At 48.2% G+C, this 16206-nt stretch carries 17 protein-coding genes and 1 pseudogene; 13 read left to right on the plus strand and 5 right to left on the minus strand.

What is annotated here, in order from left to right; genetic code table 11:
* Positions 1 to 12: 12 nt before the first annotated feature.
* Together BUA17_RS15925 and BUA17_RS15930 are read right to left on the minus strand one after the other, a co-directional pair.
* Complete coding sequence (locus BUA17_RS15925) at positions 13 to 1002, minus strand: polysaccharide biosynthesis protein (RefSeq protein ID WP_072734234.1); 990 nt, start codon at positions 1000 to 1002, stop codon at positions 13 to 15.
* A gap of 18 nt (positions 1003 to 1020) precedes the next feature.
* Positions 1021 to 1710, minus strand: a complete 690-nt coding sequence (locus BUA17_RS15930) for a glycosyltransferase (RefSeq protein ID WP_063568332.1) — start codon at positions 1708 to 1710, stop codon at positions 1021 to 1023.
* 355 nt (positions 1711 to 2065) lie between these two features.
* On the opposite strand from BUA17_RS15930, the gene BUA17_RS15935 reads away from it, so the two are divergent.
* Positions 2066 to 2776: a GT-D fold domain-containing glycosyltransferase gene (locus BUA17_RS15935; protein ID WP_072734235.1), complete on the plus strand. Its 711-nt coding sequence runs from the start codon at positions 2066 to 2068 to the stop codon at positions 2774 to 2776.
* 111 nt (positions 2777 to 2887) lie between these two features.
* Here BUA17_RS15935 and BUA17_RS15940 read toward each other — a convergent pair whose 3' ends face one another.
* Entirely contained in the window at positions 2888 to 3304 is a 417-nt protein-coding gene (locus BUA17_RS15940) for a hypothetical protein (protein ID WP_063564344.1), read from the minus strand.
* 189 nt (positions 3305 to 3493) lie between these two features.
* Here BUA17_RS15940 and BUA17_RS15945 point away from each other — a divergent pair, with 189 nt between their 5' ends.
* The 12 genes and pseudogenes from BUA17_RS15945 (at position 3494) to BUA17_RS16000 (ending at position 13300) form a co-directional block, all read left to right on the plus strand.
* Positions 3494 to 4627 carry an RluA family pseudouridine synthase gene (locus tag BUA17_RS15945; protein WP_072734236.1) on the plus strand — a complete coding sequence of 378 codons (1134 nt, stop codon included), beginning with the start codon at positions 3494 to 3496 and terminating at the stop codon, positions 4625 to 4627.
* A gap of 114 nt (positions 4628 to 4741) precedes the next feature.
* A complete protein-coding gene (locus tag BUA17_RS15950) occupies positions 4742 to 5320 on the plus strand; it encodes an SLOG family protein (RefSeq protein WP_072734237.1) in 579 nt (192 codons plus the stop codon).
* Positions 5321 to 5441: 121 nt separating this feature from the next.
* Complete coding sequence (gene speD / locus BUA17_RS15955; protein ID WP_063564347.1) at positions 5442 to 6260, plus strand: adenosylmethionine decarboxylase; 819 nt, start codon at positions 5442 to 5444, stop codon at positions 6258 to 6260.
* A gap of 177 nt (positions 6261 to 6437) precedes the next feature.
* The gene (gene flgB, locus BUA17_RS15960) at positions 6438 to 6848 is read left to right on the plus strand and encodes a flagellar basal body rod protein FlgB (protein ID WP_072734238.1); all 411 of its coding nucleotides are present in this window, start codon (positions 6438 to 6440) and stop codon (positions 6846 to 6848) included.
* A gap of 229 nt (positions 6849 to 7077) precedes the next feature.
* Positions 7078 to 7569: pseudogene (locus BUA17_RS31720) on the plus strand (GNAT family protein); the annotation flags it as partial.
* A gap of 201 nt (positions 7570 to 7770) precedes the next feature.
* Entirely contained in the window at positions 7771 to 8178 is a 408-nt protein-coding gene (locus BUA17_RS15970) for an NUDIX domain-containing protein (protein ID WP_244552172.1), read from the plus strand.
* Positions 8179 to 8412: 234 nt separating this feature from the next.
* Positions 8413 to 8934: an RNA polymerase sigma factor gene (locus BUA17_RS15975; RefSeq protein WP_063564349.1), complete on the plus strand. Its 522-nt coding sequence runs from the start codon at positions 8413 to 8415 to the stop codon at positions 8932 to 8934.
* Positions 8924 to 10261 carry a DUF4179 domain-containing protein gene (locus BUA17_RS15980; protein ID WP_072734239.1) on the plus strand — a complete coding sequence of 446 codons (1338 nt, stop codon included), beginning with the start codon at positions 8924 to 8926 and terminating at the stop codon, positions 10259 to 10261. The genes BUA17_RS15975 and BUA17_RS15980 overlap by 11 nt, the downstream gene beginning before the upstream one ends.
* 94 nt (positions 10262 to 10355) lie before the next feature.
* Positions 10356 to 11399 carry a S66 family peptidase gene (locus tag BUA17_RS15985; protein WP_072734240.1) on the plus strand — a complete coding sequence of 348 codons (1044 nt, stop codon included), beginning with the start codon at positions 10356 to 10358 and terminating at the stop codon, positions 11397 to 11399.
* Positions 11400 to 11463: 64 nt separating this feature from the next.
* Positions 11464 to 11769: a hypothetical protein gene (locus BUA17_RS15990; protein WP_063564352.1), complete on the plus strand. Its 306-nt coding sequence runs from the start codon at positions 11464 to 11466 to the stop codon at positions 11767 to 11769.
* Positions 11770 to 12069: 300 nt separating this feature from the next.
* Positions 12070 to 12831, plus strand: a complete 762-nt coding sequence (locus BUA17_RS15995; protein WP_064641029.1) for a threonine/serine exporter family protein — start codon at positions 12070 to 12072, stop codon at positions 12829 to 12831.
* 19 nt (positions 12832 to 12850) lie between these two features.
* On the plus strand, positions 12851 to 13300 hold the full coding sequence (locus tag BUA17_RS16000) for a threonine/serine exporter family protein (RefSeq protein ID WP_072734241.1): 450 nt from the start codon (positions 12851 to 12853) through the stop codon (positions 13298 to 13300).
* A gap of 243 nt (positions 13301 to 13543) precedes the next feature.
* Here BUA17_RS16000 and BUA17_RS16005 read toward each other — a convergent pair whose 3' ends face one another.
* Positions 13544 to 15406: a transglycosylase domain-containing protein gene (locus BUA17_RS16005; RefSeq protein ID WP_072734242.1), complete on the minus strand. Its 1863-nt coding sequence runs from the start codon at positions 15404 to 15406 to the stop codon at positions 13544 to 13546.
* On the minus strand, positions 15400 to 16194 hold the full coding sequence (locus BUA17_RS16010; protein ID WP_139295672.1) for a hypothetical protein: 795 nt from the start codon (positions 16192 to 16194) through the stop codon (positions 15400 to 15402). The genes BUA17_RS16005 and BUA17_RS16010 overlap by 7 nt, the downstream gene beginning before the upstream one ends.
* Between the last annotated feature and the right edge of the window lie 12 nt (positions 16195 to 16206).

The following is a 16206-nucleotide window of genomic DNA, read 5'->3' on the forward strand; positions in this document are numbered from 1 at the left end:
GCCTCCCTTCTATTAATCGATAAAGCCGCCTGCACGCAAAAATTGGGCAATCGCTGACCGGTTCATCATCGCGCTATCCGAACGATACTCGGAAAAGGTCACACGAGGCAGACCACTATACGGATCTGTCAGGCTTTTGTTCGGTTCTTGTGGCAAAATCACATAATATTGCTCGTCATATTTGTAGGTACGTGGTGCCTCGAATGGAGAAATGAGTACTTCATGCAATTTTTCGCCTGGACGAATCCCGGTTACTTTATAATCGTGAGCCGGACGACCTGCCTGTTCCAACATGACCGACGCCAGATCTGTCATCTTGCAGGCTTTCATTTTCATCACAAACGTCTCACCGCCCACTGATGCCTCAGCCGCCTTCAATAACAAATGGATGGCCTCCGTTCGCGTCAGGAAAAAGCGGGTCATGCCTTTGTCCGTAATGGTCAGGCTCTTGCCTTCATCAATCTGACGACGGAACAATGGAACAACGCTGCCGCTGGTTCCGAGCACATTCCCCCCACGAATACACACAAAACGGGTGGACTCGCTCAAACCATTGGCACGAATCATCATCTTTTCACCCAGAGCCTTGGTCATGCCATAAACGTTAATCGGATCTACCGCCTTGTCGGTGGACACGTCAATGACTTTGGCAACCTGCATACGAATCGCAGCGCGAATAATATTCTGCGTGCCGATGACGTTGGTCTTGAACGCTTCATCCGGCTGATCCTCGCATACCGGAACATGCTTCAGTGCAGCCAGATGGAAGAGAACATCCACCCCACGACAGGCTTCCTCCACAGCACGATAGTCGCGAATGTCCCCGATGACAAAACGCAAACGTGCATCATGACCGAAATCCCGTTGCATCGCAATCTGGGCGTACTCATTACGCGAGAGAATCCGAATCTCGGCCGGATTCTGCTCCAGCAGTACCTCGGTCAGTTTTTGTCCCCAGGAGCCTGTTCCTCCGGTGATCAGAATCGTTTGTCCTTTAATCATGGTTGAATTCCTCCTTGTTCAGATCATGAATTCGCGTAATACCGCAGCCATCTCTTCCCGGTTTAACCGATCTTTGGGCGGTACTTTTTTGATGGAAGTATTGCTGGAATGCACAATATTCACGTAATTGCGCGGAGCTAACAGCTCATGCGGAAGCTCAATGACATTGCCATGTGTTCCCCGGCCCGGCAGCTTCACCCGGTATCCTGCTGCATACTCCGCCGTTTTATATAGGTAGACATAGAACTGCGGGGAACGATGGAACGCTGGTGCCATCTCATGATTCACGCTGTCCCACAGATATCCATTCTGATTAATGAGTGCCATCGTTCCGGGCTGCGGCTGCACATCATAGAGCTGTTGAACAAACGTCTTGTGATACAGATCATCCGAATCCAGTCGGGCAATATAGATATCCTCTGCTCCCTCGGCAAAAGCCAGAATGGCACGCACACTTTCGATATTTGTTCCAAAACGGATATTGGAAGGCATTGGCTCCTGTTCGGCCAGAATCTCTTGCATCAGTTCCCCGGATTCCTTGGACAGCTTCACCACGGTCAGAAAATCCTGATTCGTCTGGGCCTTAAGGCAATGCAAGGTGAATCTACGAAAAATACCCACCCGCCGCTCCAACCACTCTCTCGTCAGCCGCTGCGGGTCCATCCCATAATTGTTGAAGTTAATCTCAATAACCACTCTTCTGGACATACCCTTCCTCCTCATTCATTCTGTGATCTTCTTTCAATTCAGTCAGACTATTTTCATAGTCTTTGCAGCCCTTTCCACGCCAAAAACGGCCTCTGTCTGCTTGAAGCTGCCATACAGAAGCTCTAGTCAATCCAGCCGACTCTATAACGTATGAAAAAATAATAGAACCGGTCCGGACACTTGCACGTGTTCTTCCATAAATCAGCTTTTACATAAGCCCGCCAGCGCTCACCTGTACCGGAAGTAGATTGATATATACCCGAAGATGCGCCCTGCGGGTCGAACGCACAATACGTAGTCGAATCCGCAACATAGAATAGAGCAATTGAATTTTCAAAGGGGGCCTTATACCAGAATGAATGCAATCTATCTTGAAATGGATGGTGTGCTGGATCAACTTGAAGCCGCTGTGAGAGAGCAGCGTCCTTTCTCTCTGGTCCGTGTGGGCGATGGGGAGAATATCGTCATGTCCCAGGAAACGGTCTGGACCACGGAGCAGGTTCTGCAAGAGCGTTGGGCCATCAAGGCCAATCTGGGTCAAAAAGGACTGCGTCTACCCAATCTGCAGCTCCGGGATGAGGTAGCCGCTTCCTTACAACGGGCGAATATCGTAGGCGTTCTTCCACACGGGGACAGTACTATCAAAGCCCCGGAGCATCTCAAAAGACAGCTGACCGACACGGTGTTCGCGCATTTCGGCATTTCTCCGGCACTGACTTGCCATGCCTGTGTCAATCGGGAACTCGCGCAGGTGCCCCGCTTCTGGAGTATGCTCGCAGGCAAGCGTATACTGCTCGTTACCCGCGAGATTGAACAGCTGCGGGCCATGCTCATTCAGGAGCCGTATCACCTGAATATTACAGCTGCGCTGCCGTTCGACAGCTGGGATCAGATGCATGCAACACTGCATTGGATTCAAACGAATCAGGATACGTTCGATGTAGCTCTTTTCTCCTGTGGCGTAAACGCGGTTGTCCTTGCGGAGCGGACAGCGGCACTTGCGGGCAAAGTCGCCATCGACTTCGGCAAAGCCAACAACATCATTTTGAAAGGCCGCGCCAACTAGTTTGTAAAAGTGGATACTACAACAAAAAATCCCGGACTCCTTGGAGCCGGGATTTTTGTCTGTTCATCATAAGATGCCATATGATAACACTCTTCCTGTTGAACCTTCTGTTCACAGGAACCAATTGGTGGCTGCAATACCATAGAACACTTCGGGTCCGGTTCGTACCGATGTGGATACCCCTGAAATAAACGAGGTATACACACTTTCCAGTGCAGGCGGTGCGGACAGATCCTGTGCAGTGAACGAATGAAATTCAGCGCCACCATTCTGACCTACTGTACCTTCGGCGCGATAGATTACAAAGAACGGATCGTAAACACTGCCCCGTACAAGTTCAACAACGAACGTATCCCCCACTTCTCCAGTAACGCCAACCGTGCCATTCAAGGTGATAATGGGGTTTGGGACACCAAGGGTCTGCAGACCAATGGAGCCAAACGCTTCCGGCGAAGGAGACAGGGACAAACCCGGCTGTCCTACGAATCCCGAGTTCATCGAACTTCTCATATCGAGAAACACACCCATGAGTAACACCTCCAATGCTATGGGATACGTTATTCTATGAATCTCGACTCTCTTTGGACTGGATGGGTAACAGATTCCATCCACCTATTTTTATTTGCCCCCGGTTAATGGTATATTGAACTGCATAACGAAATGAACGGATCGTATGCACACAAGCGGTACAGGCTGTTCAGAAGGAGATTATTATTTATGAATAAACGCAAACGCCCAACAGGCAATACATCGGCCAAGGGGAAAGCATCCACAGGTTCGTCCACAGCACGGTCCGGTCGGTCCACTTTCACTTCGGCCAAATCATCAGGACCATCCGCATCACGCAATGCAGGAGCGGCGAAGAAACCAGTAGCCGCCAAATCCTCCGCGGCTCCCAAGAAGGCCGGAGCACCCAAACCCAAAGCAGCCAAACGCTCGGGCAATTCCTATTATCGCAAGCAAGAACCACCACGCCCATACAAGGTTACTGAACCGGATGAGCTGCTCAACTTCTTGCTGAAGCACTTGAAGTCCGGCCGGAATGCGGTCAAATCCATTCTGGGTCGTGGTCAGGTTTCCGTTGATCAGAAAGTGGTGACCAAGTTTAATCTGGAGCTGACGCCAGGGCAAATCGTAACGATCAGCAAAGAAGGCGCAGTTGCCGCTCCTTCCCTGACGGGCATTAACATTTTGCATGAAGACGATGATATCATCGTCATTCGCAAGGAAGCCGGACTGCTATCCATTGCCGCTGACAAAAGTGATGATCTTACTGCTTATCGCCAGTTGACCGAGCATGTTCGCCGTACTGACGCGCTGAACCGAATATTTATTGTCCATCGTCTGGACCGCGACACTTCGGGTGTCATGATGTTTGCCAAGAGTGAAGAAGTGCAGCAGAAGCTGCAGGACAATTGGAAAGAGAATGTACAGGAACGTTTGTATGTTGCCCTTGTGGAAGGCGCCGTTGCGAAAGAAGAGGGCACCATTTCCTCATGGTTGAAAGAAACCAAAACGCTCAAAATGTATTCTAGTTCTCGCCCGAATGATGGACAACATGCCATTACACACTACAAACGTCTACAGTCGAACCGCGAGTTCTCCTTGCTGGAAGTCCGTCTGGAAACGGGACGCAAAAACCAGATTCGTGTGCATATGGAAGATCTGGGCCATCCCATCGCAGGCGACAAAAAGTACGGTGCTCATACCAAAACACTGGGTCGCCTGGGACTGCATGCACGGGTTCTCTCGTTCATCCATCCAACGTCGGGTGAGTTGATGAGATTTGAGACCGACATTCCGAAACAGTTCCTCTATCCATTCCGTACGGATGCTCCACCAGCGAACTAACGGGATGATTCAAAGAACAGGCATCGCTGACTCAGCGATTTCAGCCGATTCTGGACAAGCCTCGGTGCCGGAACTGGCCGATGGACTGACCACGCCTGAAAGGAGGAAGCGATACTGAAAAACTTGCTGATTACCGGTTATCGTGCACATGAACTACAGATCTTTGGACAGAAGCATGAGGGAATTCCTTTCATCAAAAAGGCGATCTCCTCCCGTCTTACGCCCCTGGTCGAAGACGGGCTGGAATGGGTGCTGACTCCAGGCCAATACGGTGTAGACCTGTGGGCCTGCGAAGTGGTGCTTGAGCTGAAAAAGACGTTCCCGGATCTGAAGCTGTCCATCATTACCGCTTTTCAGAATCCCGAGGAACAATGGAAGGAAGACAAACAGGAATATTATCGCTCCATTCTGCAAGGTGTGGACTATTATGGTGCGATTAGTCATCAGCCGTATATCGGCCCGTGGCAGTTTACTGCGCGGGATGACTTACTGCTGCGCAAAAGCGACGGTCTCCTGCTCGTGTATGATGAAGATGCCGGGGATGGAAGTCCCCGTTTTATTAAGGAAAAAGCGGTCAAAAAACAGCAGAATGAAGATTATACGATCATCAGCGTCACCTCGGAGGATATCCAATCGGTCGCCGAAGATGAACGGATGAACGATGTTGGGGATTATGAAGATTCTTCATTCTGATCTGTGCACGACTGGAGCAGTAAAGAATGACGTACATATGTTTTTTTTGGCGGCAGGTTGGGTATAAGTAGTAGTAAAACTGCGATTACCATGTCGTATGGGACAAAGGGGAACTGCAACCATGACATTAACGCCAGAGCAGCGCATTCAACTGCATGGATTCAACAACCTGACCAAGTCGCTAAGTTTCAATATGTACGATATCTGTTATACAAAAACCAAAGATGAACGCGAAGCTTACATTGAATATATTGATGAACAATATAATGCCGCCCGGTTGAGCAAAATCCTGAATAACGTGTCTGACATTATCGGTGCCCATGTGCTGAATGTCGCCCAACAGGACTATGTTCCCCAGGGTGCAAGTGTGACGATGCTTGTCTCGGAAGGCCCCATTGTGGAGATCCCTGAAGAATCCTTCGATGAATCTCCCGGCCCCCTGCCCGATAATGTCGTCATGCAGCTCGACAAAAGCCATATTACCGTTCATACGTACCCCGAATTCCACCCGAGCGAAGGCATCAGTACGTTCCGGGCAGATATTGACGTCTCTACCTGCGGTGAAATCTCGCCGCTAAAGGCACTGAACTATCTGATCCACTCGTTCGATACGGATATCATGACGATGGATTACCGGGTACGTGGCTTTACACGGGATACGAGTGGACGCAAGCTGTTCATTGATCATGAGATCGGTTCAATCCAGAATTACATTCCGGATGAGATCAAGAGCAGCTTCGACATGATTGACGTGAACGTCTATCAGGAGAACATTTTTCACACCAAGTGTAAACTGAAAGAATTCGATCTCGATAATTATCTGTTTGGTTATACCAAAGATAAACTGAGCAAGGCCGAGCAACAGGAAATTACGGAGTGGTTGAAGCTGGAGATGGATGAGATTTATTATGGCAAAAACATCAATCGTCCTTCTTCATAGCTGATTCGTAAGGACTGATTCATACGGGCTGGGACAAGGATAAGATGTCATGAAGCAGGATTTCGTAATGGAAGCCTCCGTCATGCGCTTGTCCTTTTCTTTTGCCTAACTTGACAGGCAGTAGCTCATTTTTTTATGATGAAAGCAATTGCATTTCCATTGAAGGAGACTGAGCCGTTGATTGAAACGAACACTTCCAGACGCAATGAATCTCTGTTACAAGCGCTGAACGTACAGCACAAGGTTACCACTGAAAATATTGCCAATGCAGACACACCCAATTACAAAAAGAAATCGGTGGAGTTTGAGGAAGAGCTTAGACGTATCATTGAGAATGGCAAAACAGATCAGCTCGATATGAAACGGACTCATGAGAAACACTTTCCGGTCAGTAATGCCAATGACTCCATCGTAAACTACCGTATTGTCGAGAACAACGAAACATCCATGAATAATAACAACAATAACGTTGATATTGACAAGGAAATGGCGAATCTTTCGGAGAATCAGCTTATGTATAACTACATGGTTGATCGGGTCAGCGGGCACTACAAGAAAATGAAAAACCTGTTGCAGGATATGAAATAATGAATGGTAGAGCAGCCCTTCGGCTGCTTTTTGTTTTGTCTACATTCGGAAATATCCAGATGATCTATATTGAATTATATTGATCTATATTAAACGCATTTAGCGTCGCTTTTCTTTTCCTAATCAGGAGGATATGCTCCCCTACTTGTGCCCTTTTTCGGTATCCTCTCTGTTTCGTAGTATAATGAGATAAAATGTATGATTTCATATCCAATAAAAGAGGTGCAACATGGCTCCACGTCATTTAAATGCTTTTCAAGGCTCCAAAGTCCGGCTGGCTGCTCCTTGCCCAGAAGACTGCATGCGGCTCTCCCGCTTTACTGACAGTTATGATTACTTGCGTAATCTGGATACCGATATTGCTGTTCCGCTAACGCCGGATGAGACGGGGTCATCCGCAGTTCGTAGAGACAATGGCTTTGAATTTGCACTGCGTACTCTCGAGGACAATCGGTTCATCGGATTCACGGCCCTCTACCGAATTGAGTGGAATAACCGCTCTGCACGCCTGGCAATTGGTATTGGTGATGACAAAGATCGGGGCAAAGGATACGGCAGTGATGCTCTCGCCCTGATTATTCGTTATGGATTCCATGAATTGAATCTGAACCGGATTGCGCTCGAAGTGATTGAATACAATGAAGCTGCGAGGCGCGCCTATCTGAAAGCCGGATTTCGGGAGGAAGGCCGTCAGCGCTCTGCCGTTCTACGGGATGGCACGCATTATGATCTGATCTCCATGAGTATCCTTGCAGAAGAATGGTCAACGCAGACCAAACTTCCGCTCGCGTTTCAGTCTACTCATGTCCAAGGAGCTAAACAGACGGAAGATCACTCAGACTCACGATTGGTCGCTGCCGAAGGATCTGCGTTGTCCTTACTTAACACCAAAGGTACAGAGAACTCTCCTGTCCAACCTCGGATTGGTGTCGGAGCGGTCATCCTCAACGAACGTAATGAAGTCCTTTTGGTTTGGCGGAATCGTCAGCCTGAACAGTACACCTGGAGTATCCCTGGGGGCAAAGTCGACCCATACGAATCCATTGAAATGACCGTCATTCGGGAGATTAAGGAAGAAGTCGATCTGGATATTACCATCGACAAGCTGCTCTGCACCGCAGAGACGATCCGACCTGAAAAACAAGAACATTGGATTTCCGTCCTCTACTCAACTCGAGTTATTGGCGGCATTGCTCGTAACCTCGAAGAAGGCGGAGCGATTGGTGAGATCGGTTGGTTCCCGCTGGATGATCTGCCATCGCCACTTGCTAGTTTCGCGGTGCCTGGTCTGGAAGTTACGAAGAAACTCCATCTTTATTCGGAAGATTGAAATCGGGAGAAACGAACCTCATTACGGTCAGACAAGTCATATAAAGAAAAACAACCGCCGAACTCCTCTCTCTAACATAAAGGAGAGCTTGGCGGTTGTTTTCAGTTTTCTGAGCAATTTGCTTCTTTGTGGTAGTCTCAGTACGTGTATACATAACTTTTTTCCCAAAATCAAGAACCGTTTGGCCCTTTGCACGGTCTAATACGCAACAACATCCATGAAAGGAGGAGCCATGTGACCCCTGCTCAACTGACCATCGCCGCACAAAAAGGGGATGCCGAGGCTTTTGCAGCCTTAATGGAGATGCATCAGAGCCGACTGTACCGGATCGCCTGTGCCTATCTGCACAACGAGGGCGATGCGCTGGAAGCGATACAGGAATGCACCTACAGAGCTTATCGAAAGCTCAAGAAATTAAAAGAACCCTCCTATTTCGCCACTTGGCTGATCCGCATTCTGCTGAACTACTGTGCGGACGAACGCAAACGCAAGAGCCGGTTCAGCCACGTTACCGAAATTCATGAACCCAGCAGCTGGGACCAGCCCGCAGACCCTGATCTGGCCGCAGCCGTCTCTGCGCTGGATCGGGATTGCAAACCAATTATTATTCTAAGCTATTTCGAAGGTTTCTCCTTAACAGAGGTCGCTGATATTCTCGAAATTCCGACCGGAACCGTAAAATCCCGATTGCATCGAGCACTTAGGCAGCTCCGGGACCAACTTGAAACGAAAGGAGATGTAACTCATGAGCGATGAGATGAAGTCATTTGAAGCCATTGAGCAGCGTCTGAATGATCGTAAAACAGAATACGACGCCATGTCTGTACCGGATGCCGAAGCATATCAGGCTGTACAGGCCGGAATTCGTCAGGCTGCGCGCAAGCGCAAGTCCCGGCTGCGCTGGGTTATGAGCTCCATATCGGCAGCCGCAATCATCCTCGTGTTTACGGGATGTATCCGCGTCTCCCCCGCTTTTGCGTCCTTTGTGGAGCAACTGCCAGGCATGGAGGGCATCGTCAGTATGATTCGCCAGGACAAAGGGTTAATGATGGCTATCGATCAATCCCTCTTGCAGAAGGTTGGTGTGACCGATGAGCATGATGGAGCTTCGGTGACCGTGGACAGCATCATTACAGATGAGTCACGCATGGTTATTTTTTACACGATGAAAGGCATGAAAGATCCAGACAAGGGTATGTATGACATCGATTTGCTTGATGAGCATGGTAAGAATCTTCCTGTTGGATTTAGTTATTCTTCCCCTAAACCGACTTCAGACGAGAATGTTTATGAAAATTATATCGATGTTATCTTTACGGGCGATGCTTCCCCCCCCGAAGAACTAAGTGTTGTATTTAAATCCAGATATAAAGGGAGTTCTAAAGAGTGGAAAGTTACTTTCCCAGTAGACACTGATTTAACGAAAGGTATGAAAAAAATCATCCCGGTAAATCAAACGTTAATGGTAGATGGGCAGCGTATTGATGTTAAACAGGCTACCCTTTATCCAACTCGTTTTGTGCTTGATGTAAAATTCGATCCAAAAAATACAAAGAAGATCTTTGGACTGGATGATCTTCAATTGGTCGATGAACAAGGCCGCGCATGGAGAACAAACACCACGACAGGTGAGGATGAACGATCCATTTATTTTGAAAGCATGTACTTCTCTATTCCGAAAAAGCTGACTTTACAAGGATCTGGATTTTCGGGGTTGAATAAAAATGAACTGGATATCGTCGTTGATCTGAAATCACACAAAATTACAGGCGGTCCATCTGGATTGAAGATGCTTGGAAGCAAGGTCGTTGGTAAAGATTTGGTTATCCATTTCTCTGTGGACGGTAGTATGGAAGGCAAGTTCATTCTAGCTTTCAGAGATGTTATGGACAAAGCAGGTAAAGAATATCAGATTCCAGGCTCCAATTGGAGCAGTGGAGATGGAACAGATGAAAGACATACAATTATCTCTTCTACTATTCAAAATGGGGCTAAGATGAAAGGGGAAATAAAGATGCATATTTCCACCTATCCAATGAAATTTAAATCACCATTTTCAATGGAAATCCCGGTGAACCCTTAATCATTTTCAGAATCATGCTGGTATAAGCGCAATTATTCTTTATAATGGAAACATTCGTTAAATCGATATGTTCACAAGAAAGGGTGTTTCCAAAATGAATAACCGTTCTATCCGTTACCCGCAACCACTCGCTTCGGGAAATACCATTGGCGTGGCTGCACCATCCAGCGGTGTAAGTGAATCCTTGCATCATTACCTTGAAGAGAGCAGGCACAACATGGAGCGCCTTGGTTTTAGTGTTCAGGAGAGCCCATTTCTACGGCATAACGCCAAATGTGTAAGTTCCTCCAAGGAAGATCGCGCTGCCGAGATCAATGCATTTTTCCGTGACCCTGAGATTCAGGCTATTATCCCTCCGTGGGGTGGAGAATTCCTTATGGATATCCTGCCCCTGCTGGATTGGGAAGCTTTGAAAACGTTGCCTCCCAAATGGGTTATGGGATATTCAGATATCAGCACCTTTTTATTCGCATACACCCTGATCACCGGAACGGCTTCGGCACATGGTACGAACTACGTGGATCTAAGGTCCAACGATCTCGATCCGGTGACCGCCCGCTGGATTGATGTATTACAGACAGGCCAGGGAGGCCAGATCACTCAGTCTTCCTCCACTCACTATCAATCGGAATGGAAACCGGAGTTGTCGACGTTCAATCTGGATACTCCTTCTCACTGGAAACAGCTAGGGCAGTCCGAAGGAGCAGACTCGCAAGTTACATTCTCAGGTCGGTTGATCGGCGGCTGCATGGATACGATCACCTGTCTGATTGGCACACCTTACGCACCAGTTGAAGCGTATCTTGATCAGTATTGTGCAGAAGAAGGAACGATCTGGTATCTGGAAAGCTGTGAGATGAATGCGGGTGATATCTACCGTCATCTGTGGCAGATGAGACAGGCAGGCTGGTTTGCAGGCGTAAAAGGCTTCATGTTCGGCCGACCTGCTGGTTATTCCGATACAGGAGATTTCAACTTCATCGATGCCCTGTCTTCGGCTCTCGGAGATATGGATGTTCCCGTACTGTATGATGTGGATCTTGGCCACATCCCGCCACAGTTAACTTTTGTGAATGGCGCACTTGGCAATGTGGCTTATGAGAATGGGCATGGAAGACTTGAGATGGCATTTGTGTGATCACCTTTTGTAGGCAGATGCATACCTTGAAGTAAGAAATTATTTTGAGGAAGGGTTGTGCATCATGTCTGAATCCACATCCACACCATCCGCACGGGTCGTATACCAAGCCAATCAACCAATGCTCCAATCCGTGCAAAGTGTGCGGAATATGCTTCATCATACAGCCCGGCAGCATGTAGGCAAGAATGTGCAAGTCCAGAATATCGATGGTCAGGTATGGGAAGGTGTCATTATCAGCGCAGATCGGGGAATACTGTATCTCCAGGTTACGCCGATGCATGGATATCCTGAGCCACGTGCCTTGTTTGGACCAACCATTCTGCCACTCGTGCTGTATGAGCTGTTGGTCATTACCCTGTTGATGTAGTTGTTTTTTGTCTCGATTGAGCCTAACCCAAGAAGCTTCACTCCCATTGACCATCAGGCCCCGGGAGCGAAGCCTTTTTGGGTTTTAGGAGTTATCGGGTTATCAATTTGGTGTGAATGTATGGCATTAATCTCTGCAACCTGGATGACTTCCTGTGGTTCGTGCGGTATGTTTCCTTGCTAACGTGTGAAATATGATACAATGGTGTCGGCACCAAGCCTTATCTCATATGAACGGAGCTTGATCCGGTTGGAATATATCCCTCATGATCCTCCACCCGTGCCTCAGTCTGAGACGGAGCTGGTTGGGACAAATCATACTGAACAATCCCGCGTGATTGCAATCTGTCTATTGGCAGGCAAGATCATGCTGCAAAGCGGCGGTGAGACCTATCGTGTGGAAGATACGATGAAACGCATGGCTGCCGCGCTGGGCCTTCCCCATTCGCACAGTTATGTTGTGCCCACAGGTATCTTCTTCTCGGTTGATGCAACCGAGCCCGCCAAGCTGATACGGATCTCTGAACGAACCACAGATTTGCACAAGGTCTCCGAAGTGAATGCCGTTTCCCGGCGTATTGGACAAGGTGAATTGTCCGTTGAGGATGCCTATGCATTGTTACAACAAATTGAGGGTCAACCCTCTTCCTATTCTGCGGTTGTGCGGCTTACGGCGGCGGCATTATCCAGTGGGTGCTTTACCATTATGTTTGGTGGAGGCTGGGTCGACTTTCTCCCTGCGGTACTCTGCGGTGGTATTGGCTATGCAGCGGTCATTGCCTTCCATCGGCTGGTACTCGTGAAATTTTTTGCCGAGCTGACAGCTTCATTTGTCATCGGTCTTCTCGCCTTTTTGCTTGTGTATATGGGCGCGGGTCATGAACGGGACAAAATCATTATTGGCTCAGTCATGCCCCTGGTACCGGGACTGCTGATTACCAATGCTGTGCGTGACCTGATGGCCGGGCATCTTGTGTCCGGGTTATCCAAGGGAGCCGAGGCGTTTCTGACGGCTTTTGCGATCGGTACCGGCATCGCTGTTGTTTTTTCACTTTTTACGTAAGATGGAGGAGTTGCAGGTTATGCTTCATTTTATTGAACAGGCCCTGACCAGCTTTGTCGCCTCGGCCGCATTCGGTATTATTTTCAACGCTCCTCGGCGCATGCTGCTTCACGGTGGATTTGTCGGCATGATCGGCTGGATCATCTATATTGTGCTCGAATATGCTGCGGATGCTGTTCCTGCTACTTTGGCAGCGACCATCGCGGTTGGTGTCATAAGCCAGCTGTTCTCCCGCATGTTTCGCGCACCTGTCATTATCTTCAGCGTAGCAGGTATCATTCCGCTCGTTCCCGGTGGACTGGCCTATAATGCGATGCGTAATTTTGTGCAAAATGACTACAGCGCTGCCATGGAGATGGCTGCCAAAGCACTTATGTTATCCGGTGCCATCGCGATCGGACTTGTATTGTCCGAGGTGTTGAACCAGATGATTCGTCGTATACCCGAATCATTGCGAGCAAAATCCTAACACAGCAGAAGAATATATTATCACTAAACTAAAACGATAAAGGCCTGTTGGAGACAGGGTAAACGCTGTCTCCAACGGGTCTTCTATATTTCCAACCAATGTTGATCCGTTATCATCAAATTTTGCAGTGTTTTGTTTTCATCCTTGTATCCATTTGTATGATAACTGTACAATCCATAAAAAAGAACTCCCCATGTCTGTTGGACAATCCATGTCCATTGGTGTACGGTAAACCATTCTCTTTTATGGTAATGCACGCTTCATAACCGATGCAAATAAATCCGCCGCAACGCCACTTCCGGATCTCATATAATGCTTTGCATCCGTACGATCAAATCCCATCCAGACTGCAGCCGTCCACTTGCTGGTATATCCTACAAACCACAGATCCCTGTTCGCCTCCTTGGTTATACCAGGTAATGCAGCTTGCGTTGTTCCTGTCTTCCCCGCTACCTTATACTGACTCAGCTGTGCCCTTCTACCTGTTCCTTGACTGACCACATCTTGGAGCATACCGGTCATGACTGTTGCCGTGCTGGTGGAAATCACCTGCTTGTTCTCTGGCTTAAAAGCATAGATTTTCCGGCCGCGTGAATCCGTAATTTCACGAATTAGATGTGCCGTATTGAACTTGCCGTTATTGGCAAACACGGAATATGCCTGGGCCATTTTTAGTGGAGACACCCCTTTATGCAAACCACCTAAGGCAATCGACAGATTAAGATCCTCCTTGCCCAGTTCAATGCCCAATCGACCTGCAAATTGATGTGCGCGTCCCAGTCCTGTCTTATGCAGCAGCCATACAGCCGGAGCATTAATGGAATTTTCAATCGCTTGCGACATCGTAACTGTACCTCTGTAACGCCCGCCCAAGTTGCTTGGTTGATAACTCCCATATTTCATGCGTTGATCAGGCAGCATGCTCTCTGGCTTAAACCGACCTGATTCCAATGCAGGTCCGTATGCAATAATAGGCTTAAATGCAGAACCAGGTTGCCTTGCATCCGTGGTTGCCCGGTTAATGCCTCCTTTTACAGGGTCTCGCCCGCCCATCATCGCTTTGACTTCACCGTTATGCTGGTCCAGTATGACCATACTCGCCTGCACTTGCTCATCCTCACGATCATCGGTGAAACGGGAAGATTCACGGAATGCTTGCTCCATCGCCAGCTGCGCCTGATCATCCAATCCCGTACGAATGGTCCAGCCTGCGGATTGAATCTCTGCTCCACTCTTGCCTGTGAGACGAGAAGCCTCCTCGATTACCGCATCCAAGGCAGACACGTAAGCAGGCGCTGTTGAGCCTGGAGTCGATTCAACTGTTGAATTGGGCGGTGTATAGTCCACATTTCGCGCTTCCTCCATCTGTTTCTTGGTAATAATTCCTTGCTCATACATGAGTCCAAGAACCACAGAACGCCTCTCTTTGGACAGGTCTTCCCGATCCACCGGATTGTATATAGAAGGCCCCTTCGGAATGCCGGCCAGCGTAGCCATTTGCCAGATCTCCAGCTGATGTAGATCCTTAATCCCGAAGTAGCGCCATGCCGCAGCTTTAACCCCATATTGCTGGCGTCCCATATAAATATGATTCAAATACAGCTCTAATAGCTCATCCTTGCTAAATCTCTTTTCCATCGCCATGGCAATCGACATTTCATTCACCTTGCGAACCAGCGTTTTATCTCCGTTCAAGTACAGATTTCTGGCCAGTTGCTGTGTAATTGAGCTGCCTCCCTGACTCAGGTTCATATGTAAAACATCCTGCACAACCGCCCTGCCAATTCCGATAAAATCCAGTCCATCGTGGTTATAGAAACGTCGATCTTCCGTAGCCAGAAACGCCTGCTTTAACAGATCGGGCATATCCATCAAATCGGCATACTCCGCATATCCCTTGGTTTGTACTTGTAATCTCGAAATTTCTGTTCCATCCGCATTGGTAATGATGGTGGAAGAGGCCACCGAAATGGCCTCAGGATGATTGCGAAGTACACCTTCGCCGTAAGTAACAATATAGATGTAGCCGACCGCTAGCAAAATAACGATGACTACAGAGGCATCAAATATGTGATAGATACCGCGCCTTATGCTGGATCTCAACATTCAGGCTCCCTAAATACATGTGGATTGGAGCCTGATTGTTCCTGCGGCTTCATTTCCATAGAATCCAGGGCAAGCTCCAGCCTTAACGTCTGTTCATACGCCAACCTGACCCAGTGCTGAACCTCCGCTTCATCCCGACAACGGCCTTCCATGATCGTATCCAGCGAAGAACGAACACCGTAGAGAGTCAGTTTAATCGGCAGATCGGCACTTATGCGACCAGATTGTGATCCAACCAAATCTGCTTGAATACGTTGCTTATGACTTCTCTCACTTTCTGACGCTATTTGTTGTCGGCTACTTTCTTCGCCAAACATATACATACCAGAACTGAACCATTCTTCGTCTCTCGGCTCTCGATCTATCCACTCCTGGTCTGAACTGTTTAAGCGCTCCGATTGTATACGTATCGCAACGTCATTCAGATCCGTGGCAATCTGCCGCAGCTCTCCTCCGTTTAACACTTCAATCTGTGCTGGAATTCGGCCATGGGCCAGTTCATGAGTTCCACGACCAATCACCTTGAGGTCATCTGCAATCTTCTGGGATCGAATCCAAAAAAACAATGCAAACATACCACCCCCGATGAATATAACCAATGGCGTTGTACCGATATGGTTTATCACCCAGTACATAATGCGAGTTATTCCTGTTGTCTCCGATAGGATATGATGATGGGCAAAACGTAACATGTGATAAACGACAAATAGGAGCGCTACGCTAAGTAACGCGCTTGCTCCGCAAATATATATGTAGCTCAATCTGACTGTACGTAATAATAATCTCATATTCGGTATCCT

The organism is Paenibacillus sp. ov031 (genome assembly GCF_900143165.1).
Classification (GTDB): Bacteria; Bacillota; Bacilli; order Paenibacillales; family Paenibacillaceae; genus Paenibacillus; species Paenibacillus marchantiae.

Excerpts from the sequence above, each read along its gene's own strand:
- BUA17_RS16005 (WP_072734242.1), bottom strand. The coding sequence starts at position 15,406 with ATGTTGAGATCCAGCATAAGGCGCGGTATCTATCACATATTTGATGCC.
- BUA17_RS16000 (WP_072734241.1), top strand. The coding sequence starts at position 12,851 with ATGCTTCATTTTATTGAACAGGCCCTGACCAGCTTTGTCGCCTCGGCC.
- BUA17_RS16010 (WP_139295672.1), bottom strand. The coding sequence starts at position 16,194 with ATGAGATTATTATTACGTACAGTCAGATTGAGCTACATATATATTTGC.
- BUA17_RS15985 (WP_072734240.1), top strand. The coding sequence starts at position 10,356 with ATGAATAACCGTTCTATCCGTTACCCGCAACCACTCGCTTCGGGAAAT.
- BUA17_RS15930 (WP_063568332.1), bottom strand. The coding sequence starts at position 1,710 with ATGTCCAGAAGAGTGGTTATTGAGATTAACTTCAACAATTATGGGATG.
- speD (WP_063564347.1), top strand. The coding sequence starts at position 5,442 with ATGACATTAACGCCAGAGCAGCGCATTCAACTGCATGGATTCAACAAC.
- BUA17_RS15925 (WP_072734234.1), bottom strand. The coding sequence starts at position 1,002 with ATGATTAAAGGACAAACGATTCTGATCACCGGAGGAACAGGCTCCTGG.
- BUA17_RS15980 (WP_072734239.1), top strand. The coding sequence starts at position 8,924 with ATGAGCGATGAGATGAAGTCATTTGAAGCCATTGAGCAGCGTCTGAAT.
- BUA17_RS15940 (WP_063564344.1), bottom strand. The coding sequence starts at position 3,304 with ATGGGTGTGTTTCTCGATATGAGAAGTTCGATGAACTCGGGATTCGTA.
- BUA17_RS15990 (WP_063564352.1), top strand. The coding sequence starts at position 11,464 with ATGTCTGAATCCACATCCACACCATCCGCACGGGTCGTATACCAAGCC.
- BUA17_RS15945 (WP_072734236.1), top strand. The coding sequence starts at position 3,494 with ATGAATAAACGCAAACGCCCAACAGGCAATACATCGGCCAAGGGGAAA.
- BUA17_RS15935 (WP_072734235.1), top strand. The coding sequence starts at position 2,066 with ATGAATGCAATCTATCTTGAAATGGATGGTGTGCTGGATCAACTTGAA.